This is a genomic window from Aquidulcibacter paucihalophilus, from assembly GCA_030285985.1.
GTDB lineage: Bacteria > Pseudomonadota > Alphaproteobacteria > Caulobacterales > Caulobacteraceae > Brevundimonas.
Genome location: CP127384.1, coordinates 2,107,892 through 2,127,029 on the forward strand (window position 1 = coordinate 2,107,892; position 19,138 = coordinate 2,127,029).

General features: G+C 67.5%; 25 protein-coding genes. 5 read left to right on the top strand and 20 right to left on the bottom strand.

The genetic code is table 11. The features are described 5' to 3' along the window. The first annotated feature begins 141 nt into the window (after positions 1-141). Positions 142-1,569 carry a short-chain fatty acyl-CoA regulator family protein gene (locus KB221_10350; GenBank protein ID WIY68495.1) on the top strand — a complete coding sequence of 476 codons (1,428 nt, stop codon included), beginning with the start codon at positions 142-144 and terminating at the stop codon, positions 1,567-1,569. A 36-nt stretch (positions 1,570-1,605) separates the two neighbouring features. Here KB221_10350 and KB221_10355 read toward each other — a convergent pair whose 3' ends face one another. Beyond that, on the bottom strand, positions 1,606-1,869 hold the full coding sequence (locus KB221_10355; protein ID WIY68496.1) for a hypothetical protein: 264 nt from the start codon (positions 1,867-1,869) through the stop codon (positions 1,606-1,608). 185 nt (positions 1,870-2,054) lie between these two features. On the opposite strand from KB221_10355, the gene KB221_10360 reads away from it, so the two are divergent. Next, positions 2,055-2,291, top strand: coding sequence for a hypothetical protein (locus KB221_10360; protein ID WIY68497.1), 237 nt, complete (start codon positions 2,055-2,057; stop codon positions 2,289-2,291). Positions 2,292-2,635: 344 nt separating this feature from the next. Then, positions 2,636-3,076, top strand: coding sequence for a hypothetical protein (locus KB221_10365; GenBank protein ID WIY68498.1), 441 nt, complete (start codon positions 2,636-2,638; stop codon positions 3,074-3,076). A 251-nt stretch (positions 3,077-3,327) separates the two neighbouring features. On the opposite strand, the gene KB221_10370 is transcribed toward KB221_10365, so the two are convergent. Then, positions 3,328-4,758, bottom strand: coding sequence for a M1 family aminopeptidase (locus KB221_10370; GenBank protein ID WIY68499.1), 1,431 nt, complete (start codon positions 4,756-4,758; stop codon positions 3,328-3,330). Between the two features lie 216 nt (positions 4,759-4,974). After that, positions 4,975-5,958, bottom strand: a complete 984-nt coding sequence (locus tag KB221_10375; GenBank protein ID WIY68500.1) for a WYL domain-containing protein — start codon at positions 5,956-5,958, stop codon at positions 4,975-4,977. An 85-nt stretch (positions 5,959-6,043) separates the two neighbouring features. Here KB221_10375 and KB221_10380 point away from each other — a divergent pair, with 85 nt between their 5' ends. Next, positions 6,044-6,274 carry a hypothetical protein gene (locus tag KB221_10380; GenBank protein ID WIY68501.1) on the top strand — a complete coding sequence of 77 codons (231 nt, stop codon included), beginning with the start codon at positions 6,044-6,046 and terminating at the stop codon, positions 6,272-6,274. A gap of 4 nt (positions 6,275-6,278) precedes the next feature. On the opposite strand, the gene KB221_10385 is transcribed toward KB221_10380, so the two are convergent. From KB221_10385 to KB221_10445, 13 genes are all read right to left on the bottom strand, one after another. After that, entirely contained in the window at positions 6,279-6,683 is a 405-nt protein-coding gene (locus KB221_10385; protein WIY68502.1) for a DUF1801 domain-containing protein, read from the bottom strand. 13 nt (positions 6,684-6,696) lie between these two features. After that, a complete protein-coding gene (locus KB221_10390) occupies positions 6,697-7,422 on the bottom strand; it encodes an alternative oxidase (GenBank protein ID WIY68503.1) in 726 nt (241 codons plus the stop codon). 133 nt (positions 7,423-7,555) lie between these two features. Beyond that, positions 7,556-7,957, bottom strand: a complete 402-nt coding sequence (locus KB221_10395) for a hypothetical protein (protein ID WIY68504.1) — start codon at positions 7,955-7,957, stop codon at positions 7,556-7,558. Positions 7,958-7,964: 7 nt separating this feature from the next. Beyond that, positions 7,965-8,735 (bottom strand): hypothetical protein, encoded by a 771-nt coding sequence (locus tag KB221_10400; protein WIY68505.1) that lies wholly within the window; start codon positions 8,733-8,735, stop codon positions 7,965-7,967. Continuing rightward, positions 8,732-10,147 (bottom strand): NAD(P)(+) transhydrogenase (Re/Si-specific) subunit beta, encoded by a 1,416-nt coding sequence (locus KB221_10405; GenBank protein WIY68506.1) that lies wholly within the window; start codon positions 10,145-10,147, stop codon positions 8,732-8,734. The genes KB221_10400 and KB221_10405 overlap by 4 nt, the downstream gene beginning before the upstream one ends. Before the next feature lie 21 nt (positions 10,148-10,168). Next, a complete protein-coding gene (locus KB221_10410) occupies positions 10,169-10,456 on the bottom strand; it encodes a hypothetical protein (protein ID WIY68507.1) in 288 nt (95 codons plus the stop codon). Next, positions 10,453-10,755, bottom strand: coding sequence for a hypothetical protein (locus KB221_10415; protein WIY68508.1), 303 nt, complete (start codon positions 10,753-10,755; stop codon positions 10,453-10,455). Before KB221_10415 ends, KB221_10410 begins: the two co-directional genes overlap by 4 nt. Beyond that, positions 10,752-11,090, bottom strand: coding sequence for an NAD(P) transhydrogenase subunit alpha (locus tag KB221_10420; protein ID WIY68509.1), 339 nt, complete (start codon positions 11,088-11,090; stop codon positions 10,752-10,754). The genes KB221_10415 and KB221_10420 overlap by 4 nt, the downstream gene beginning before the upstream one ends. Continuing rightward, on the bottom strand, positions 11,090-11,320 hold the full coding sequence (locus KB221_10425) for a hypothetical protein (protein ID WIY68510.1): 231 nt from the start codon (positions 11,318-11,320) through the stop codon (positions 11,090-11,092). The genes KB221_10420 and KB221_10425 overlap by 1 nt, the downstream gene beginning before the upstream one ends. After that, a complete protein-coding gene (locus KB221_10430; protein WIY68511.1) occupies positions 11,317-12,450 on the bottom strand; it encodes a Re/Si-specific NAD(P)(+) transhydrogenase subunit alpha in 1,134 nt (377 codons plus the stop codon). Before KB221_10430 ends, KB221_10425 begins: the two co-directional genes overlap by 4 nt. A gap of 215 nt (positions 12,451-12,665) precedes the next feature. Continuing rightward, on the bottom strand, positions 12,666-12,908 hold the full coding sequence (locus tag KB221_10435) for an aa3-type cytochrome c oxidase subunit IV (protein WIY68512.1): 243 nt from the start codon (positions 12,906-12,908) through the stop codon (positions 12,666-12,668). Between the two features lie 85 nt (positions 12,909-12,993). Beyond that, positions 12,994-14,334 carry a serine hydrolase gene (locus KB221_10440; protein ID WIY68513.1) on the bottom strand — a complete coding sequence of 447 codons (1,341 nt, stop codon included), beginning with the start codon at positions 14,332-14,334 and terminating at the stop codon, positions 12,994-12,996. Positions 14,335-14,378: 44 nt separating this feature from the next. Further along, positions 14,379-16,181, bottom strand: a complete 1,803-nt coding sequence (locus tag KB221_10445) for a M3 family oligoendopeptidase (GenBank protein ID WIY68514.1) — start codon at positions 16,179-16,181, stop codon at positions 14,379-14,381. A gap of 98 nt (positions 16,182-16,279) precedes the next feature. Between KB221_10445 and KB221_10450 the strand changes: the two genes are divergently transcribed. Continuing rightward, positions 16,280-16,750 (top strand): DUF1203 domain-containing protein, encoded by a 471-nt coding sequence (locus tag KB221_10450; GenBank protein ID WIY68515.1) that lies wholly within the window; start codon positions 16,280-16,282, stop codon positions 16,748-16,750. On the opposite strand, the gene KB221_10455 is transcribed toward KB221_10450, so the two are convergent. The 4 genes from KB221_10455 to rplK all read right to left on the bottom strand — a co-directional run bounded on the left by KB221_10455 (position 16,747) and on the right by rplK (position 19,057). Further along, entirely contained in the window at positions 16,747-17,181 is a 435-nt protein-coding gene (locus tag KB221_10455; protein ID WIY68516.1) for an NUDIX hydrolase, read from the bottom strand. The genes KB221_10450 and KB221_10455 overlap by 4 nt on opposite strands. Before the next feature lie 105 nt (positions 17,182-17,286). After that, a complete protein-coding gene (locus KB221_10460; protein WIY68517.1) occupies positions 17,287-17,787 on the bottom strand; it encodes a DUF2059 domain-containing protein in 501 nt (166 codons plus the stop codon). A 144-nt stretch (positions 17,788-17,931) separates the two neighbouring features. Then, positions 17,932-18,621: a 50S ribosomal protein L1 gene (rplA, locus tag KB221_10465; GenBank protein ID WIY68518.1), complete on the bottom strand. Its 690-nt coding sequence runs from the start codon at positions 18,619-18,621 to the stop codon at positions 17,932-17,934. A 4-nt stretch (positions 18,622-18,625) separates the two neighbouring features. Beyond that, positions 18,626-19,057: a 50S ribosomal protein L11 gene (gene rplK / locus KB221_10470; GenBank protein WIY68519.1), complete on the bottom strand. Its 432-nt coding sequence runs from the start codon at positions 19,055-19,057 to the stop codon at positions 18,626-18,628. Positions 19,058-19,138: the final 81 nt, after the last annotated feature.

A 19,138-nucleotide genomic window follows, 5' to 3' on the forward strand; every position in this document is an offset into this window, starting at 1 on the left:
CGGGAATGCGGTCATCGCCGCGGGTCTCGAGGAGCAGAACACGCCCAAGTCACGAATGACACAGACCCGGTCGAGCCATTCGTGTCATTCAGTCATGATGTGACATAGACCGTTAAGTCATTTTGTGACTAACATGCGATCATGGACGCCGCCGCCGATCGCAAGCTGTTCCTCGGAGGCCGCCTCAAGCGGCTCCGGCGTGATCTGGCCCTGACCCAGACCGCCATGGCGGGCGATCTCGGCGTCTCGCCCTCCTACCTCAATCACATCGAGCGCAACCAGCGGCCCGTCTCGGCCCAGTTGCTGCTGCGGCTGGCCGACACCTATGACGTCGACCTGCGCACTCTCGGCCAGTCCGCCGGTCCCGCCTCCGAGGCCGAACTGGCCGAGGCCTTCGCCGATCCGGTCTTCCAGGGCCTGGCGGTGCCGCGGCACGAGATCGTCCAGCTGGCCGAAGACCAGCCCGCCGCAGCCGACGCCCTGCTGCGGCTGTACCGCGCCTTCTCCGACCGCCGCGCCCGCGAGGGTGCCAAGGCGGGCGGAGGCGACGACAGCCCCTCCGACTGGGTGCGCGAATACATCCAGTCGCGCCGCAACCATTTCCCCGAACTCGACACGCTCGGCGAAGGCCTCGCCGAGGCCCTCCTCGCCGAGACCCCGGGTGAGCCGTTCGAGACCCGGGTTCGCGCCCGCCTCCAGACCCGCCACGGCCTCAGCGTCCGCACCCTGCCGGCCGAGGTCATGGTCGAATGGACCCGTCGCTATGACCCGCACCGCAAACGGCTGCTGCTGTCCGAGACCCTCGGCCCCGCCTCCCGCGCCTTCGCCGTCGCCTTCCAGCTGGCCCTGTCAGAGCATGACGTCGCGCTGACCGCCCTCGCAGACGCCGCCTCCGCCCCCGACGAGCCCACGCGCCGCCTGCTCAAGGTGTCCCTGACCAACACCCTCGCCGCCGCCATCCTGATGCCCTACGGCCCCTTCCAGCGCACGGCGGAGGAGACCGGCTACGACCTCGGCCGACTGCAGGCCCGCTTCGGCGTCAGCTACGAACAGGCCGCCCACCGCCTGACCACCCTGTCGCGCCCGACGGCGCGCGGCGTGCCCTTCTTCCTCATGCGAGTCGATCAGGCCGGCAACATCTCCAAGCGGTTCGCCTCGGGAGCCTTCCCCTTCTCCCGCTTCGGCGGGGCCTGCCCCCGCTGGCGGCTGCACTCCGCCTTCCGCACGCCCGGTCGTGTCATCACCCAGATCATCGAGACCCCGGACGGCGGCCGCTGGTTCACCCTCGCCCGCACCGTCGACCGCCAGGGCGCCGGATCGTCTTTTGGCGCCTTCACCGAGGGCCAGGACCTCGCCATCGGCCTCGGCTGCGAGCTGAAGCACGCCCACCGCCTGACTTATGCCCGCGGCCTCGACTTGACCGCGCCCGAGGTCACCCCCATCGGCCCGGCCTGCCGCCTGTGCCACCGCCACCCCTGCGCCGAACGCGCCGCAGCGCCGATCGACCGCCCTCTGGTGGTCGACGACTGGGCCAAGTCGGTCAGTCCGTATCCGTTCGCGGGGGGATGAGGCGGACGTCCGCTTTGGGTGGTTAGCGGACATTTTTTACCGCTGGCCCGCGTCCATCTCTGAGCCGCCCATGTGCCGGACGAACGCCTCGCGCACACTGGAACGGAAAGTTTGGGCCTCTGAGCCATCCGGGTCCCAGCCCTCCGCCTTGAATAGGGCGTCGGCGAACTCCTCATTGGTCAAGACGCCGGACTGAGGGAGGAACTGGTCAACGTGCAGGGGTTGGCCATCGACAACGGAACCGCAGAACCCGAGGCGGACGCAGACTTCTTCCAAAAGCTTGTCGTAGGCGGCTCTCATCTCTCAACCGTAGCGGAGCCGGGAAGGTCCGCAATGGGTCGTTAGCGGACGGTCGGCTCTGGGGGAAAGCGGACTTTCGGACGAGCGTTTGATTTCTGCTCTCGGCACACTTCAGCGGTCTACCAACGCCCGCCTGGACGCCGCCCCGGGTGATTGAGAGGTAAAGCGGCCCGATCGTCTGGCACATGAATGTTGGCGAACCATCGCATCAGAACGCGATCCCCGGCGACTGGCCGAACACTGGCGTTCGTAAAGGCAGCCTGTCCAAACTCAGGCGGGATCCCGATATCAACCGCGACCAATGCGACATCGTCGCCGACAGCCCCATCGCAATCGGGGCGGTCGCTGGTTCGTTCATAGACCTCGATACGACCACGGTGCGTAAGGGCTGGTTCGTCGAACTGGACGGGGGGACCCTGTAGGCGGCGCACTGTGATTGTTCCGCACTCGCTCTCGAACATCACAATTTCGCCCATCACATTCATCCGACCATCTCGCCCGCCCTCGACACGCTGATCGACCAAAAAAGGGTCGACAGCCGGCGGTGCCTGCCAGTCGCGATAATCATAAGGGCGCGCGGCGCACGAGGCGACGAGGCCGCCTGCGACTAAGACTTGTATCCAACGAAACGCATGACGGTGAGACATTCGGCTAGCTATGCACCGTGGTCGCCAAACCGCAACGGCTCGCGCCAACGTCCGCTATGGGTCGATAGCCGCCCGTCGCCTGAGGATAGGAAGCGGACATTGAAAAGTCGCTGCTCAAGATGCACCGTGAGCTGCCTCAAGGGGTGGAGAAGTCTGTCATCGCTACCAAAATCACGCCCTCAAAAGCCGTCAGCCGTGGCAACCTGACCGTCAACGGCGCGGTCATGTCGATGATGTTTGGCGTCCCGGCATTCGCTTTTGCGGTGCCCCTGCTCCTTGGACTTGATGTGCAAACAGCCGGTGCGGCGGCAGGGCTCGCCTTCTTTGCAAGCTGGCCCTTGGCTTGGCTCACATGGTCCGTTCTCGTCGTCCGGTGGAGGGTTTGGGCTTACGAGCGAGTTGACGATCTGGATGAGCTAAAGATGCACGCGGTGGCCGCCGGTCTGATCTGGCGCGACGGGCACTTCTTCGAGCGAACGGAAATCCGCTCGCAGCTTCAACGCAAACGTATTCGCGAACTTGAGCAGGCTTGGGTAGCTAAGCGTGGAGACCGGGGCTAGCCTGCCCTCTCTCTGGAGAGGTCCGCTTTGGGTCGGAAGCGGACAGTTGTCTCAAGCTGGTTACCCGACCTCGATCCTCCATGCTAAAGTGAGGAGTACGGCGGAGGGCAGAGGAGACCCGAAAGGGTACCAGAGGCTAACGCTGACCGCGCCCAGGGACTTGGGCACCGCCCGCGTTAAGCCTATGCGCGGGCCTTAGCTCCGCCGTACACCGGACGTCCGCTTTGGGTCGAAAGCCGACCTCTCCCGCCCTACTCCAGCACCACCCGGCCCGCCTCGCGCCGCATCGCCACGCCCGACCGCCCCAGCAGTCCCGCGACCAGCTCCGCCGCCAGCGGCGATCCCTCGTCCAGCAGCGTCTCCATATCCTGCCGCAGCAACCGGTCGCCCGACACGGCGTCCAGCGCGTCCAGCCACTCATCCCGCGTCAGCACCCCGTCCGCACGGCTGGCGTCGATCAACGGCTTGAGGAAGTCGAACCAGTCCCCACCGGTCGCCCGTCGCTGGGCACTCTCGGCGACCATGGCGAACACCGCCCCGCAGGCGTAGTTCGCCCGATGCTCGCCGCGTTCGGCGGCCTCGACCACCGGCTGATCGGCCAGTCGGATGCAGTCGTCGACCTCCTTCTGCAGTTCCGCCCGGGCGTCCCAGGCGGGGTCGATCACCTTGACCGCCCGGATCGCCATCAGATCCGCCCCGCCTTCGGTGATCCAGGCGTCGCGGGCGCGCTCATAGGTAACCACCCCTCCGAGCCAGAAATGCGCGCTCTCGTGCCCGATGAACCAGCGCGCCATCGACAGCACCCGGGCGCTCGGCTCAACCACGCCGGCACCGTCGAATTTCATCACGACCAGACCGGGCAGGACGCTGCCCCCCATCGAGGTACGACCGGGGGTCGGGCCGTTCCAGCTGATCATGACCGTCGGACGATCGCTTTGTCCCGGCCCCAGGCGGCGGGCATAGACCTCGGCGATGCTCGGCGCGAAATCCTTGACGGCCGCGCCGATCCACGGCGGCAGCTGCGGGTCGATCACGGTGACCAGGCCATCGCTTTCGGCCAGTTCGACCTGACCAAACAGGACATAGGTCTCCGCCGCCACGGCCGTCGCGGCGGCCACGCGCTGGCCCCGGAACAGGACCGGCCCGGCCCGGTCACGCCAGGTCACCGAGGACGGCCCGGTCTCAAGCGGATAGTCGGTCAGATCGTGCGGGACCTCGGCCACCGCGGCGACCGACGCGAGCGGAAACACGTCGAAAAGGCCGCTGGGCATGGCCACCGAGCCGTCGGTGAAGACCAGTACCTCATATTCGGCCTCAAGGTTCTCGGGCTTCGAGGTAAAGGCGATCTGCACCCGGCGCGGAACGGGCCCGCCGTCGGTCATGCGCAGGATATCGCGGGCGGCGGAGCGCTCCAGAACCACCCCCGGCGTGACGACCCGCCACTGGTCCGGCCGCCACGGAAGGTGGGTTTCCTCGAGCAGCGCCGAGTTGAAGAAGGCCCAGACCGGGGCGTCGCGGTCCAGCTCATACTCGGCTGTCCAGGCGTCGCCGTCGCGGGTGACGGTCACGGCGGGCCTTGAGCCCCCGGCGTCCTGCGATGCCGCCGGCGGGCGCGCCTCCGCCGACGATACGGCGGTCGCGAATGCCAGACCGGCCAAGGCTGCAATCAACAAAGGACGCATGAAATCCCCCCGCTTCAAATCCGGAACTACGCAGTACGGCGGCCAGCGTCAGCTTAAGCTTTGGTCACGCTTGGGACCGATCGGTGCCCGCGACGGGTTAGGCCCGGCCCCCCGGATCTGGTCCGGCCCGGGACGCGGTTCGTCGTGAACCTGCCTGTTGGTCTCATCAGGCGCGCCCTTCGCCGCCCGGTTCGCCGCGAGGTGGGCCGCTGCGGCTCAGCCCCGTTCGAGCGCCGCCTGCGCCGCTGCCAGCTCGGCGGCCATCACCGATTTCAGTCGCGCCGGCGCGACGATCTGCACCTGGTCGCCCCAGCTGAACAGATGCCAGGCCAGCTCACGCATGCCCGAGGCCCGGAACCGCACCTCGACCCCGCCGTCCGGCAGATCCTCGACCGTCTGGGTCGGGTGCCAGCGCCAGGCCCGCGCCTCGGCCGCGCCGCCCGGCGTGACCCGCAGCACCACATCCTCGATCTCGTCCTGATAGATGCCGAACGACTGGCTGGCGAAGGCCTGCAGGTCGAACTCCGCAGGCGGAGTGGCCACCCCGTCCTCGGCCCGCACGGCGCTCATCCGGTCGAGGCGGAAGGTCTGGATCCGCCCGCTCTCCCGGTCGGCGGCGACCAGATAGTTGGCACGGCCGAACATCACCCCGCACGGGGCCACGCTGCGCCGCCGCGCCTCCGCCCCCGGACGGCTGTAGATGAAGCCCAGCGGCTGCCCCGCCAGGATCGCCTGCCGGATCTCGGCCAGCACCGCCTCATCGGCCGACGGTCGCGGCCCCGCCTGCACGGCGATGGTCTCGGCCCTTACGAGTGCCTCCAGATCGGGGGCCAGCCGGTTCAGGGTGGTCGAGCGCATGGCCGACTTCAGCTTGCGCTCCAGCCCCTCCAGCGCCGCGGCCCGGCCCGGCTCGCCCGCCGCCCGCAGCCCTTGCGCCGCCTTGCTCAGCTCGACCAGTTCGGTCGTCGTCGGGGCCTGTTCGAACGCCGACAGGCCGCCCCGGATGCGCCAGCGCTTGGTCGGCGGGTCCGACACCTCCTCGGCGGCAGGATAGAGGGCCAGGACCGCGTCCCGCATCCGCTCGGCGGTGCGCCGGCCCACGCCGCTCTCGCGCGCCATCTCGTCCAGCGTCAGGCCCTCGGCGCTGGCCGCCATCCGCCGCGCCAGCTCGATCACCACGGCCGCCTTGTCCTGTCTCATGCGCCGACGATGGCATACGACCGTTTTTGACGCAACGCTGCTCCAAGGTGAGTTTCAACAGAGACCCACTCCCCGGAGACATCCCATGGCCCGCTCGTTCGCTCCCCACGCCGCCGTCGCCGCCAGCCGCTATCTGATCGTGCCGTGCGAGGCCGACGGCTGCGGTGATCTGGCCGTGATCTGGGACCGGCTGGAGGAACAGGTGATCGACGTCATCGACGCCCGCCTGTCCGCCCGCTACGCCGACGAGGACGCCCTGTGGGACGAGGCCCGCCCGGCCTTTGATCCGGCCGAAGATTTCCGCATGGCGGCGTGATCGGTCACCCGGGGTATTTCGCCCACATATGCGCCAGCGACGCGGCCGCCAGGTCGCGCAGCACCCCCTCGTCGACGGCGTCCATCCGGTTGATGTAGATGCAGCCGCCTTTGGTGCTGACCTTGCCCAGCCGTGAGACAAGATCACCCCGGGCTTCGAAATCGCCCATCACATACAGAACCAGCTGGGCCTTGCGCGGCGAGAAGGCGATCATCGGCCAGTCGCCCGTCGGCCCCCGATAGCTGCAGTAGCCGACGATTGATGGTCCCCACATGACCGGGGCAGCGCCGGACACCTCGGTCAGCAAGGCCTGCATGACCTCGGCATCCGCACGGCGACGGGGATTGTCGACGGCGGCGATGAAATCGGCGACCGGCACATCCGTCGGTTTTGTCTTCGGCTCGGCCATGGTCGCCCTCCCCTCAGGCTGCGCCCCTCAGCTCCGTCGCATGGGGCGGATAGGGGGCCGACGGTACAGTGCTGACGGGCAGTCTGGCCAGAGTGCTGGCGAAGCCGTGATTGACGTCGCGGTGATGCGCTTCATCGGCCCGCACCTTCAGCACCACATCGCGCAGCGTCGCGTTGGCCGGCAGCTTCCAGTAGTGGATGGCGATGGCCGGGGCCGCGACGTTGGGCGAACGGCCCTCGTCGATTTCCTTCAGATACAGGGTGTAGCTGATCACGGCCTCTTCCTCGAAATAGCCGACCACGCGGTGGGCCGTGCGCGACGAGATCAGGTAGAGCAGGAAGAAGCCGATATAGAAGACCGCCTGGGCCAGCTGGACCACCAGCCGCTCAAAATACGTCGGCTTCGCCACCTCGATGAAGGTCATCAGGTGCATCCTCTCGTTCTCCGCCTCCTCCATCAGGGTACGGATCCAGCCCTCGTCGTCCCGCATTTCGCGCAGGCAGCGGAGATGCTGAAGCGTCGCCCCGACCATGCCCGGCACGGCGGCGACCGTTTCCAGCACGATGGCGCGGTGGCCATATTTCTTGGCAAAGAAGGTGTCGGCGCAGACCCTCAGCAGTTTGGTGAAGCCGAGGGCGAAACGGTCGGAGAAGTCCTTCGGCTCATAATGGATGACGGGTTCGGCGTCCTTTTCCTCTTCGAGAGCGCGTTCGTCGGGAGCGAGGATCTTGTTGACCATAGGAAAGGGCTTTCAGGCATCACAGCCGCGATGGGCTGGCGCTCTGAACCCTAACGCGCGAGAGACCCCCCGCGGGGCCGGACGCAATATTGCAAAGGGCGGGCAGGGTGACGCAGTCGGGCGCGTCGGCGGCTCAGAATTTCCGTCCCCGCGGCTCGGCCACGATCTGGAACTGGTCCTGCCAGACGATCAGGCCGGGATCGCGGGTGGTCAAAACCTCGACGTGGATGCCGCATTCCTCGAGCGCGATCTTCAGCCGATGCATGCGGCTGATGTGCCCGGTGGCGGCGGGCTTGAACCATGACAGCCCCGGCTGGCCGAACCCCTTGTGGCCCCCGGTCGAAAAGGCCTTCGGGATGGCGAGATTGGCGTTGAACCAGGCGCTCAGGCTTCTCGCCTCTGCGATGGCCCAGCCCGGCGCGTGCTCACTCTCGACCGCTTCATCGATGGCCTTGAACAGACCGAGCCGACTGCGCTGGCGGCCGATCGACTGGAAGCAGACGAAGCGGATGTAGGTCTTGTCGGACAAAGCCATGACCGGATCAGCTCTCCGGGATCACGACATATTCGCCGGGCCTCAGCTCGGATTGATCGACAACAAGGAGTGCTGAAATTCGCTCAACAGGCACCCCCAGGCGATCAGCGAGGCGTGCGGGGCAACCGCTGTCGAACGCCGTACGACCATCACTGCGGCGCTGTGGAGCCCGAACCGCGCCCGCCTGTCCAGCGGCGGCAAAGATTCGCTCGACAACGGGAAGCCGCGGCTCCCGTTCGCGGTCCATCCAGCCACCGCCGCGATCCCATATCTCAAACCGCCTGCCGTCGCCGAAGTTCAGTGTAAGGCCGCCTCTCGGCTTTCCTGCCCGGCTCCCCCGTTGCCGCACGATAACGCACGAACTCTCTGTGCGGCGGATGTCCATGAAGCTCCGGGTCTCAAGCGGCTGCCCAAGTCCGGCATCCCGGTACATGAGCTTGTCCGGATAGAGCGCGACTCCGCTACTCGCATCCCACAGGATTCCAGCGGCGAAGGCGATAACTCCCAGGGCAACCAGGCCAACCCCCGTCCGGCGGGACCTTGTCCAGGGAGGGACCACACAGGCCAAGCCTCCCAGCATCAGCGGGGTGAAAGTCAGCGCGAAGCCGACAAACGACATCTCCGGCCACCATGCGAGCGGCTCGGACGGGAGCCCTTGCCGAAAAGCAGAGATAAGACGACTTCCGCCGAGGAGCATCGGGACGGAGAGTCCGCTCCAACCAAATACCAGAACCGCCGCGGGCCAGTTGAATGGCTTGTGCCCGAGGTAGCGGATCACAGCCCCTTCACGATCCCCTCGACCATCTTCTTGGCGTCGGCGAACAGCATCATGGTGTTGTCGCGGAAGAACAGCTCGTTCTCGACGCCGGCATAGCCCGCCGCCATGCCGCGCTTGATGAACAGCACCGTGCCGGCCTTCTCCACATCGAGCACCGGCATGCCGTAGATCGGGCTCTGCGGGTCGGTCTTGGCGGCCGGGTTGGTGACGTCATTGGCACCGATGACGAAGGCCACGTCGCAGGAGCTGAACTCGCTGTTGATGTCCTCCAGCTCGAACACCTCGTCATAGGGGACATTGGCCTCGGCCAGCAGGACGTTCATATGGCCGGGCATGCGGCCGGCGACGGGGTGGATGGCGTATTTCACCTCGACCCCTTCCTCCTTCAGCTTGTCGGCCATCTCGCGCAGCGCGTGCTGGGCCTGGGCGACGGCCATGCCGTAGCCGGGGACGATGATGACCTTGGAGGCGTTCTTCATGATGAAGGCGGCGTCGTCGGCGCTGCCCTGTTTGACCGGCCGGGTCTCGACCCGCGCCTCGCCGCCGGCGGCGTCCGTACCGCCGAAGCCGCCCAGGATCACCGAGATGAAGCTGCGGTTCATGCCCTTGCACATGATGTAGCTCAGGATCGCGCCCGAGCTGCCGACCAGCGCCCCGGTGATGATCAGGGCGATATTCTCGAGCGTGAAGCCCAGCGCGGCCGCGGCCCAGCCGGAGTAGGAGTTGAGCATCGACACCACCACCGGCATGTCCGCCCCGCCGATGGGGATGATCAGGGTCGCGCCGAGGATCAGGGCGATCAGGAACACGCCCCAGAACGCCCAGACCGCCGTCCCGCCGGAGGTGATCATCACCCCGATCAGGACCACGAGGCCGAGCAGCAGGCCGATGTTCAGCAGGTGTCGCGCCGGCAGGATGATCGGCGCGCCACTCATATTGCCGTTCAGCTTGGCGAAGGCGATCACCGAGCCGGTGAAGGTGATGGCACCGATGGCAACGCCGAGGCTCAGTTCGATGATCGACAGGGTCTTGATGCCGCCGGCAGCGGTGGCAATGCCGAAGCTCTCGGGGGCATAGACCGCGCCGATGGCCACCAGACAGGCCGCCATGCCGACCAGCGAGTGGAAGGCCGCGACCAGCTGCGGCATCTGGGTCATCTGCACCCGCCCGGCGATCAGGGCTCCCGCCCCGCCGCCGACCACCACCCCGCCCGCGATCAGGCCGAGGGTCAGGGTGTCCAGCGTCCCCGTCGACCACAGGGTGGCGAGGGTCACGCCGACCGCCAGCGCCATGCCGACCATGCCGAAGGTATTGCCCTGCCGGCTCGTCTCCGGGCTCGACAGGCCGCGCAGGCTGAGGATGAACAGGACGCCGGAGACCAGATAGGCCAGGGCCGCGAAGGATGCGTTCATGCGATCAGTCTTCCCTCAGTCTCAACGTCCGGGCGGGAGGTGGGCCGTGCGCGCCAGCCGCCAGAGGGCGGCGGCGATGAACAGCGGCCCGATGAAGATCATCGCCCAGTCCCAGGTGCTCATGGTCTTTTCCTGGGCCACGATGCGCAGCAGGATGGAGGCGAACAGCAACACCACGCCGCAGTCCAGAAACCGCAGCTTGCGGATGGCGTCCTTCTCGCGAAGCCAGCTCCACAGCCACAGCCCCGCCCCGATCGCCGTGGCGACCCAGGACGCGCCGACCGCGAGCTGGAGGACGTCTACGGTCACGCCCTCTGGCTCCGAAATCTCGGAAAGAGCGTCCCTGATCGAACCGACTGGACGAGTTGGAGTGCGAAGATGAGAGCCGCGGCAAGGAATAGGCTGAACTCAAGCCAGTCAGCGCGCTGCTGGCGTTCCCAGGCCTGCCATCCGAAGTGGAGGATCATGACAGGATAGACCGTCAGCATCAGTGCCCACTGAATACGAACCCGCGCTCGCTCGCTCAGATGGCCGCTGATCAATACGAATAGCAGCACCAGCAGGAGCGCCAGCGGCAAGATCGCCATGAAAAGCACGGCCTGCGTCATGCCTTGGCCGCCTCCGCCGCCTTGGGCTTTTCCTTCTTGCGGTACATGGCCAGCATGCGCCGGGTGACCATGAAGCCGCCGAAGATGTTGACGCTGGCCAGGGTCACGGCCGCGACGCCGGCTCCCTTGGCGATCCAGCCGTTCGGCCCCGCGTCGCCGCTGAAGGCCGCCGCCGCGATCAGCCCGCCGACCACGATCACCGAGGAGATGGCGTTGGTCACCGCCATCAGCGGCGTGTGCAGGGCCGGCGTCACCGACCAGACGACATAATAGCCGACGAAGATCGCCAGCACGAAGATGGCCAGCCGGAAGACAGTGGGGTCAACGTGTTCCATCAGGCAGCTCCCTTAACGCCGCGCGACTGCAGCAGCACCCTCAACACCCATCCGATCAGGACCAGCGCCCCGGCGCTCTGCAGCAGTTGCATCGGCATCCGCCAGTCCGGTCCGCCCGCGGCTTCCAGCCCCCACAGCGCCAGCCAGACGACGGCGAGCAGCAAGCCCAGGCCCATCGCCGCCGTGGCGAACCCCTGGATGAAGCCCGTCGCACCCTTTGAAGCGGTCATCCCCGCACCCCCTCGTGCACCACGGCGCCGCCGTGGGTCACCGCAGAGGCCTTGAGGATCTCGTCCTCCAGATCCAGCGCCAGCGCCCCGTCCTTGATCATCAGACCGACGAAGGCGACCAGGTTCTTGGCGTAGAGCGACGAGGCGTCGGACGCGATCCGGCCCGGCAGATTGGTATGGCCGACGATCTGGACACCGTTGGCCGTGGTCACCACCTCGCCGGCCTTGGCGCCCTCGACATTGCCGCCCGCCTCGACCGCCAGGTCGATCAGCACCGAGCCCGGCTTCATCGTCGCCACCTGGGCCGCGCTGACCAGCACCGGCGCGGCGCGTCCGGGGATCAGGGCGGTGGTGATGACGATGTCCTGCTTCTTGATGTGCTCGCCGGTCAGGGCCGCCTGTTTGGCCTGATACTCGGGCGACATCGGCTTGGCGTAGCCGCCGGCCGTCTGGGCGTTCCTGAACTCCTCGTCCTCAACGGCGAGGAATTTGGCGCCCAGCGATTCCACCTGCTCCTTGGTCGCGGGCCGCACGTCGGTGGCCGTGACCACCGCCCCGAGCCGCCGCGCCGTGGCGATGGCCTGCAGCCCGGCCACGCCCACGCCCATGATGAAGACCTTGGCCGGAGCGACCGTGCCCGCCGCCGTCATCATCATCGGGAAGCCCTTGCCATAGGCGTAGGCCGCCTCGATCACGGCGCGATAGCCGGCGAGGTTGGCCTGCGACGACAGGGCGTCCATCACCTGCGCCCGCGAAATCCGCGGCACGAACTCCATGGCGAAGGCGGAGGCGTTGGCACCGGCCAGGGCCGTCACCGTCTCCTTGTCGCGATACGCGTCCAGCAGGGCCACGACGATCGCGCCCGGCTTGAGCGCGCTGGTCTCCTGAGCCGTCGGCCCGCGCACCTTCAGCACGATATCGGCGCCCGACAGCACCGCCTTGGTGTCCTTGGCCACGGTCGCGCCGGCGGCGGCATAGTCGTCGTCGGGAATGGATGAGCCGGTCCCCGTCCCGGCCTCGACCGTCACGGTCGCGCCCATGGCGACGAATTTCTTCACCGTTTCCGGGGTGACGGCGCAGCGCGTTTCGCCATCTCGGCGTTCGCGGGTCACAGCGATGGCGACAGCCAAGCGAATCCCTCCGTCATCTCTCGACAGAGCGACGTTAGGCTTATCCGGGAGGGCGCGTCAAAGCAGCTTGTTTGCCGGGCCGCGGTCAGAAGGCTCCGCCTTCTCGACCAGTTTACCCTTGGGCCGACCAGAGGTCGGACCAGAGGGTGGCCTGGCGCTTCGCGCCGCGCTCAAGCAGCGAGCGACCGGGTCGCGGGCGTTAGCGCACCTGACGCTTAATGCTTTTTGGGCGACTTCAGGACGAAGAAGCCGAGCACCAGCACCACCACGGCCGAGATGAAGGCGGGGATGAAGGCACCGCCCGGCTGGAACCAGATCACCAGGAACAGCAGGGACGCCGCGATGATCAGAGAGCCCCATTTGGACAGGCCGACGAAAGCGTCGAACGTCGACTCCTGCTCGCTGATTTCCTGCGAACCGCGGACATAGGCGTCGTTGGAGTCGTGGGAGTTGGCCATGATCGGGTCCGGGAATCTGTAACGGCGGGTGGCGTCCTTATAGCGAGCCTTGCGTCCCGCTCAAGACGTCCGGTTCAAATCGCGATCAGTCGAGCGCGGCCAGGACGTCGCGGGTGAAGGCGATGAAGTCGAACCGCCGGCCGGCCGGGTCCTCGCCCCGGCGCACGATGACGATGTTCCGGCTCGGCACAATGATCACATACTGGCCGCGATTGCCGTTGGCCGAGATCGTATCCGTCGGCACGCCCTCCGAATTGTTCATCAACCAGAAGGTCGCGCCATAGCCCTGCTCGCCGTTCGGCTGGGGGCCTGACGGACGGGAGACGTAGTCGCGCCAGCCCTCGGGCAGGATGCGCTCACCGTCGACCACCCCGTCGTGCAGGTACAGCTGCCCGAACCGGGCAAGATCGCGCGCCGTGGTCCAGACCTGGCTGGAAAGCATGTAGTTGCCGCGCCAGTCGGTCTCGGCCCAGGTGTCGTACATGCCCAGCCGCCGGAACAGGTCGGCCGGCGAGTGGTCCGCAAACGTCGGCGCGATCGACAGCACCGCCAGCAGGGTGTCGTTGTTGGCGTAGCGATAGCGGGTTCCCGGCGGCGCGATCAGCGGCCAGGTCGTGGCCTGCTCATCGATCCCGACCCCGCCGAAATACAGGGCGTCCGTCCGGTTGCCCGCCGTGTCGCTGGTCAGGCCCGAGGCCATCCGCATCAGCTGGTCGAGGGTGATGGCTGCGCGCGGGTCCCCGGGACGGCTCCAGTCGGCGATGGCGGCGGGCGCGTTCACATCGGCCTCGCCGCGATGGACGGCGGCGCCGATGATCGTCCCGGCCAGGCTCTTGCCCACCGACCATGTCCGCTGCGGCGTGTCGACGCCGAAGCCGTCGGCATAGGCCTCGGCAACCACGCGGTCGGCCTGCAGCACCAGCACGGCGGTGGTGTTCGAGCCCTCGCCGTAGCGGCCCTCGAACGCGCTTTCGACGGCTTCGTTCAGACGGGCGGCGTCGCCGACGGGGGCCGCCGGGACGTAAGTTTCGTTCACCCGCACGCCGGGCAGGAACATGTCCGGGCTCTCGCCCGTCCAGCCGACCGGCTGAATGGCGCAGCCACGTCCCGGCGAGAACTCCGCCACCCGAGGCGGCATGGCCTCATCCCAGGCGACCGAGACCTGCCGATCGCCGATCTCGACCAGCATCGCGCGGACCAGCCCGTCCAGTTCCGGATAGACGCCGACCAGTTCATTGGCCTCCACGCTCTCCAGCGTCCGGCTCCCGCCCGCCGCTTCGGCCATCTTCAGGGCGCTGCAGACCGTCAGGGCCTTGTACCCGGCCGCCATGGCGCGCACGGCCGGTGACGGCGGGGCCGGGGTCGTCTGGGCGTGGGCGACCAGAGGGAGGGCGGCCAGGGCCGCGGCGAGGATCAGGGTGCGCATGGCGGGACGCTCGCGCGTCCAACCCGGCCCGTCAACGCCGGCCGTCAGACCAGGGCTTCGAACCGGTCGATCAACCCTTCCAGCCGCTTCGTCCCGATGGTCCAGAAGGCCGGATCGCGCGGGTTCAGGCCGAACGGCGCGAGCGCCTCGACATAGCCACGCGATCCCCCGCCCGCGAGCAGCTCCCGATACAGCGGCGTGAACCCCGCCGGGTCCTTGGCTCGCGTCTCCATCAGCGCCGCCACCAGCAGGTCGCCGAACGCATAGGCGTACACATAGAAGGGCGAGTGGACGAAATGGCTGACATAGCTCCACCAATTCTCGTAGCCGGGGTTGAGCGTGATCGCGGGGCCGAGCGACGCCACCATCTCCTCCATCCAGATCTCGCCGATCCGTTCGACCGGCAGCTCGCCCGCCGCCCGCTCGTCATGGAACCGCGTCTCAAACCGGTGGAAGGCGATCTGGCGCACCACGGTGTTCAGCCCGTCCTCGATCCGCCCGGCCAGCAGACCGCGCTGCTCGGCCTTCGGCGCCGTCTTCAACAGCCGGTCGAAGGTCAGGCCCTCGGCGAAGATCGAGGCGGTTTCGGCGAGCGTCAGTGGCGTATCGGCCAGCAAACTCCCCTGCCCCGCCGCCAGTGTCTGGTGCACCCCATGCCCCAGTTCGTGCGCCAGCGTCAGCACGTCGCGACGCTCGCCCATCCAGTTCAGGAAGACATAGGGGTGGCGGTCCGAGGTGACCGGGTGGGCATAGGCCCCTGACTGTTTCCCCGGCCGCGCCTTGCCGTCGATCCACGGCTTGTCGAAGAAGCCGCCGGCCCGATCCGCGAACTCCGGCCCGAGATCGGCGAAACTCTCCAGCACCAGCTGTTTGCCCGCGGCCCAGTCATAACCGCGCGGGGCGCTCGTCTCGATCGGGGCGTTGCGGTCCCACTGGTCCAGCTTCGCCTTGCCCATGGCCCGCGCCTTGAGCGCGTAATAGCGGTGCGACAGCTTCGGATAGGCGGCGGCCACGGCCTCGGCCATGGCGTCCACCGACTCGCCGTCGACCTCATTGGACAGGTGCCGCGCATCCGCCGGGCGTTTGAAGCCCCGCCATTTGTCTTCCAGCGCCTTGTCGGCGGCGACGGTGTTCATCACCAGCGCCATGGTCTGGGTCCGCGCCGCCAGCGCCTCGTTCAGCCCCTCGGCTGCCGCCTTGCGCCGTGCGCCCTTGGGATCGGACAGCTGGTTCAGCGCCTGGGACAGGGTGAGTTCGTCCTTGCCCGCCTTCACCTTCATCGCCGCCAGCGTCTCGTCGAACAGGCGCGGCCACTGGGCGCTGATCGGGCCACGCTCGGCCAGGAAAGTCTCCAGTTCCTGCGACAGCTCATGCGGCTTCATTGCCCGCACGCGCCGCAGCCACGGCCGCCAGCGCGCCGCCGCCGGATGCGCCGCCAGCGCCGCCTCGATCTCGGCCTCCTCCAGCTGGTTGACCTCCAGCGTGACCCAGACCGTTGGCGTGGCGATGGCCGTCAGCTTCTCGCGCACGGTGGCCTCGAACCCCTGGGCCGCCGCGTCATTGCGATCCGTCGAGGCCGCCAGGAAGGAATAGGCCCCCAACGCCCCGAGGATGTCGGACGCCTGCTCATACAGGCTCACCGCCCGGTCCAGCCGCTCGCCCAGCGCCGCCGGCTCGCCGCGCGCCGCAATCAGCTTGCCCTGCAGCGCGTTGAGCGCATCGACCATGCCGCGCGTACGGGCCAGGTCGGCCTCGATACGGGCGTCCTCGCGCGAGGCGTACAGGTCGGACAGGTCCCAGACGGGAGCGTCGAGCGGATCGGTAGGGGTCTTGAAGGGTGCGTTCATACCCCCGTTGTGGGGATGCCGGCGGCCCGGCGCAACGTCCGAAACCCGCGAGACGGCCCCAACCCTTCGTCGCACCCTGGCGATCGAAGGAGACCCTCATGACCTACCGCATCGAAGCCCTGCCGCTCGCCCCGTTCACCCGGTTCTTTTCCATGTCAGACAGCGAGCTCGCCGCTGTCGGCGCCCGGCGCTGGGTCGCTGATGCGCCAGGCCGCGCCCCCTGCCGGGTCAGCCTGCGTGACGCCGACGCCGGCGAGCGGCTGGTGCTGGTCAACCACGCCCACCTGACCGACGCCACATCCCCCTATCGCGCCTCGGGCCCGATCTTCGTGCGTGAAGCGGCCGTGGAGGCCGGCGCGATCGAGGGCCCGGCGCCGGAGATGCTGGCCAGACGCCCGCTCTCGCTGCGCGTCTACGACCGGCGCAACATGATGATCGAGGGCGAGGTCATCGACGGCCGAACCCTCGACGACCGGCTGGCGGCCTGGTTCGACCATCCGGCCACCGATCAGGTCCACATCCATTTCGCCCCGCGCGGCTGCTATCTGGCGCGGGCGGTGAGGGCCTAGCCCTCGAAGGCGGCGATCAGGGCCTTCAACTCCGGCTCATCGACCCGGCGGACGGCCTCGTCCCGGCTGACCCAGACCCGTTCGCGCTCCGCCTGTTCGTGCCAGGTCTCGTGCTCGACCCGGACCTCCAGCGCATGGACCGCGACCACGCACCAGCGCGGTGCCCGACGCTTGAGGATTTTCAGATAGCGGAAGGTCCCGAGCGGCGCGTCCCCGACCACGCCTTCAATCCCCGCCTCCTCCAACGCCTCCTGCGCCGCGGACTCTGCGTCGCTGAGCCCGGTCATCCGGCCGCCCTTGGGCGTGACCCAGCGCCGCGTCTCACGTGAGGTGACGAGCATGATCTCGATGCCGTCCGGCCCGTGCCGCCACGGCAGGGCCGCGACCTGACGGCGCTCGACCGGCCGGGCATGGATCAACGGCGTTGTCATCGGTCGGGCGGAGATCCGGAAGCGGCGAGCGCCGCCAGCCGGCGCCCGTCAATCCGTCCGTTGCCTGAAGATTCTTTGCAATAGAAATCAACCCGAAGGTCGAAGCTAGAGCCCGAATTTGGACGCCGACTCCTCACCGGCCTCGCATTCGAACTGCGCGCAGAATTTCTCACCCAGCTGGGTGAAGGCCTCGGTCAGATGGGGCGTCATCACCGTCTCCAGCCGGACGCCGAACTCGAAGCTCTTCTCGGTGATCGACCGCCCGAGGGGCGTGTCATAGAAGGCGATCATCGCCTCCAGCTCCGGTTCGCTGAACAGCTCGGCGACGTCATCGGTCAGATCGGTGAAGGTCGCCTGCATCGCCTTGTCGAAGGCGGCGGTCATGTTCAGGGTGAGCCAGTCACGCTGGTCAGCCGGCATTTCCGACTTGGCGAAGGTTTCCTCGAAATAGGCGCTGATCGATTTTCTCAGGTTCTCGCCCTGGGTGACCTCGAGATACCGCTCCGCCAGTTCAAGGCGGCGGGCCTCTCCCGCGGACTCCTGCGCCGCGGCCGGCGCGGCGAAGCCCAGCCAGACGGCGGCCAGCAACACAAAGAAGATACGCATGACGCCCCCGGGCCCAAGATCCGTCTGAACCTTCGGTTGCTTGCGCGCCTGATACAAGCGTCCGCAAAGCACAGGCGGCCTGAAAATGAAAAAAGGGCGGCGACCCTGCGGTCGCCGCCCTCTTCATTCAGTCAGCCAGGCCGATCAGGCGTTCAGCGACGCCGGGTCGATCTTGAAGCCCGGTCCCATGGTCGAGGACAGGGTGATGCGCTTGACGTAGGTGCCCTTGGCGCCGGCCGGACGGGCCTTCTGCAGGGCGTCCACATAGGCCTTCACGTTGGCTTCGAGGGCTTCCTGGGTGAAGGAGGCCTTGCCGATGCCGCCGTGGGCGATACCAGCCTTCTCGACGCGGAACTCGACCGCACCGCCCTTGGCGTCCTTGACGGCCTGGGCGACGTTCGGGGTCACGGTGCCGACCTTGGGGTTCGGCATCAGGCCGCGCGGGCCCAGCACCTTACCCAGACGGCCGACCAGGGCCATCATGTCCGGGGACGCGATGACGCGGTCGAAGTCCATGAAGCCGCCGTTGATCTTCTCGTACAGATCCTCGGCACCCACGATGTCGGCGCCGGCAGCCAGGGCTTCAGCCGCCTTGGCGTCCTTGGCGAAGACGGCGACGCGAACGTCACGGCCCGTGCCCGACGGCAGGTTCACGACGCCGCGGACCTGCTGGTCAGCGTGACGCGGATCGACGCCCAGGTTGACGGCGATCTCGATCGACTCGTCGAACTTGGCGGTGGCGTTGGATTTGACCGCGGCGATGGCGTCGTTGAACGCCATCAGGGCGACGGTGTCGCCGGTACGGGCCTTGGTGCGCTTGGTTTGCTTGGCCATGTGCTTAGCCCTCCACGACGTTGAGGCCCATGGCGCGAGCCGAGCCTTCGATGATCTTGGTCGCGGCGTCCAGGTCGTTCGCGTTCAGATCCTTCATCTTCTTCTCGGCGATCTCACGCAGCTGGCTGCGCTTGATCTTGCCGGCCACTTCGCGGCCGGTCATCTTCGAGCCCGAGGTGATCCCGGCGGCCTGCTTGATGTAGTGGGTCGCGGGCGGGGTCTTGGTGACGAAGGTGAAGCTCTTGTCCTGGTAGACCGTGATCACGGTCGGCAGGGGCGTGCCTTTGACTTCCTTCTCGGTACGGGCGTTGAACTCCTTGACGAAGCCCATGATGTTGACGCCGCGTTGACCGAGGGCGGGCCCGATCGGGGGGGACGGCGTGGCGTTGCCGGCCGGCACCTGCAGTTTGATATAGCCCAGAATCTTCTTGGCCATTGGTCTCTCCTTACAATGGCCCCGAACTCAATCGGGACCGGTGAGCCGTGGTCTGGCATGGCTGCCTCCCACGGATTTATG

What these genes read in the sequence shown, in the direction of transcription:
- KB221_10350 (WIY68495.1), top strand. Translation starts at nt 142, where the DNA reads ATGGACGCCGCCGCCGATCGCAAGCTGTTCCTCGGAGGCCGCCTCAAG.
- KB221_10355 (WIY68496.1), bottom strand. Translation starts at nt 1,869, where the DNA reads ATGAGAGCCGCCTACGACAAGCTTTTGGAAGAAGTCTGCGTCCGCCTC.
- KB221_10360 (WIY68497.1), top strand. Translation starts at nt 2,055, where the DNA reads ATGAATGTTGGCGAACCATCGCATCAGAACGCGATCCCCGGCGACTGG.
- KB221_10365 (WIY68498.1), top strand. Translation starts at nt 2,636, where the DNA reads ATGCACCGTGAGCTGCCTCAAGGGGTGGAGAAGTCTGTCATCGCTACC.
- KB221_10370 (WIY68499.1), bottom strand. Translation starts at nt 4,758, where the DNA reads ATGCGTCCTTTGTTGATTGCAGCCTTGGCCGGTCTGGCATTCGCGACC.
- KB221_10375 (WIY68500.1), bottom strand. Translation starts at nt 5,958, where the DNA reads ATGAGACAGGACAAGGCGGCCGTGGTGATCGAGCTGGCGCGGCGGATG.
- KB221_10380 (WIY68501.1), top strand. Translation starts at nt 6,044, where the DNA reads ATGGCCCGCTCGTTCGCTCCCCACGCCGCCGTCGCCGCCAGCCGCTAT.
- KB221_10385 (WIY68502.1), bottom strand. Translation starts at nt 6,683, where the DNA reads ATGGCCGAGCCGAAGACAAAACCGACGGATGTGCCGGTCGCCGATTTC.
- KB221_10390 (WIY68503.1), bottom strand. Translation starts at nt 7,422, where the DNA reads ATGGTCAACAAGATCCTCGCTCCCGACGAACGCGCTCTCGAAGAGGAA.
- KB221_10395 (WIY68504.1), bottom strand. Translation starts at nt 7,957, where the DNA reads ATGGCTTTGTCCGACAAGACCTACATCCGCTTCGTCTGCTTCCAGTCG.
- KB221_10405 (WIY68506.1), bottom strand. Translation starts at nt 10,147, where the DNA reads ATGAACGCATCCTTCGCGGCCCTGGCCTATCTGGTCTCCGGCGTCCTG.
- KB221_10415 (WIY68508.1), bottom strand. Translation starts at nt 10,755, where the DNA reads ATGACGCAGGCCGTGCTTTTCATGGCGATCTTGCCGCTGGCGCTCCTG.
- KB221_10420 (WIY68509.1), bottom strand. Translation starts at nt 11,090, where the DNA reads ATGGAACACGTTGACCCCACTGTCTTCCGGCTGGCCATCTTCGTGCTG.
- KB221_10425 (WIY68510.1), bottom strand. Translation starts at nt 11,320, where the DNA reads ATGACCGCTTCAAAGGGTGCGACGGGCTTCATCCAGGGGTTCGCCACG.
- KB221_10435 (WIY68512.1), bottom strand. Translation starts at nt 12,908, where the DNA reads ATGGCCAACTCCCACGACTCCAACGACGCCTATGTCCGCGGTTCGCAG.
- KB221_10440 (WIY68513.1), bottom strand. Translation starts at nt 14,334, where the DNA reads ATGCGCACCCTGATCCTCGCCGCGGCCCTGGCCGCCCTCCCTCTGGTC.
- KB221_10445 (WIY68514.1), bottom strand. Translation starts at nt 16,181, where the DNA reads ATGAACGCACCCTTCAAGACCCCTACCGATCCGCTCGACGCTCCCGTC.
- KB221_10450 (WIY68515.1), top strand. Translation starts at nt 16,280, where the DNA reads ATGACCTACCGCATCGAAGCCCTGCCGCTCGCCCCGTTCACCCGGTTC.
- KB221_10455 (WIY68516.1), bottom strand. Translation starts at nt 17,181, where the DNA reads ATGACAACGCCGTTGATCCATGCCCGGCCGGTCGAGCGCCGTCAGGTC.
- KB221_10460 (WIY68517.1), bottom strand. Translation starts at nt 17,787, where the DNA reads ATGCGTATCTTCTTTGTGTTGCTGGCCGCCGTCTGGCTGGGCTTCGCC.
- rplA (WIY68518.1), bottom strand. Translation starts at nt 18,621, where the DNA reads ATGGCCAAGCAAACCAAGCGCACCAAGGCCCGTACCGGCGACACCGTC.
- rplK (WIY68519.1), bottom strand. Translation starts at nt 19,057, where the DNA reads ATGGCCAAGAAGATTCTGGGCTATATCAAACTGCAGGTGCCGGCCGGC.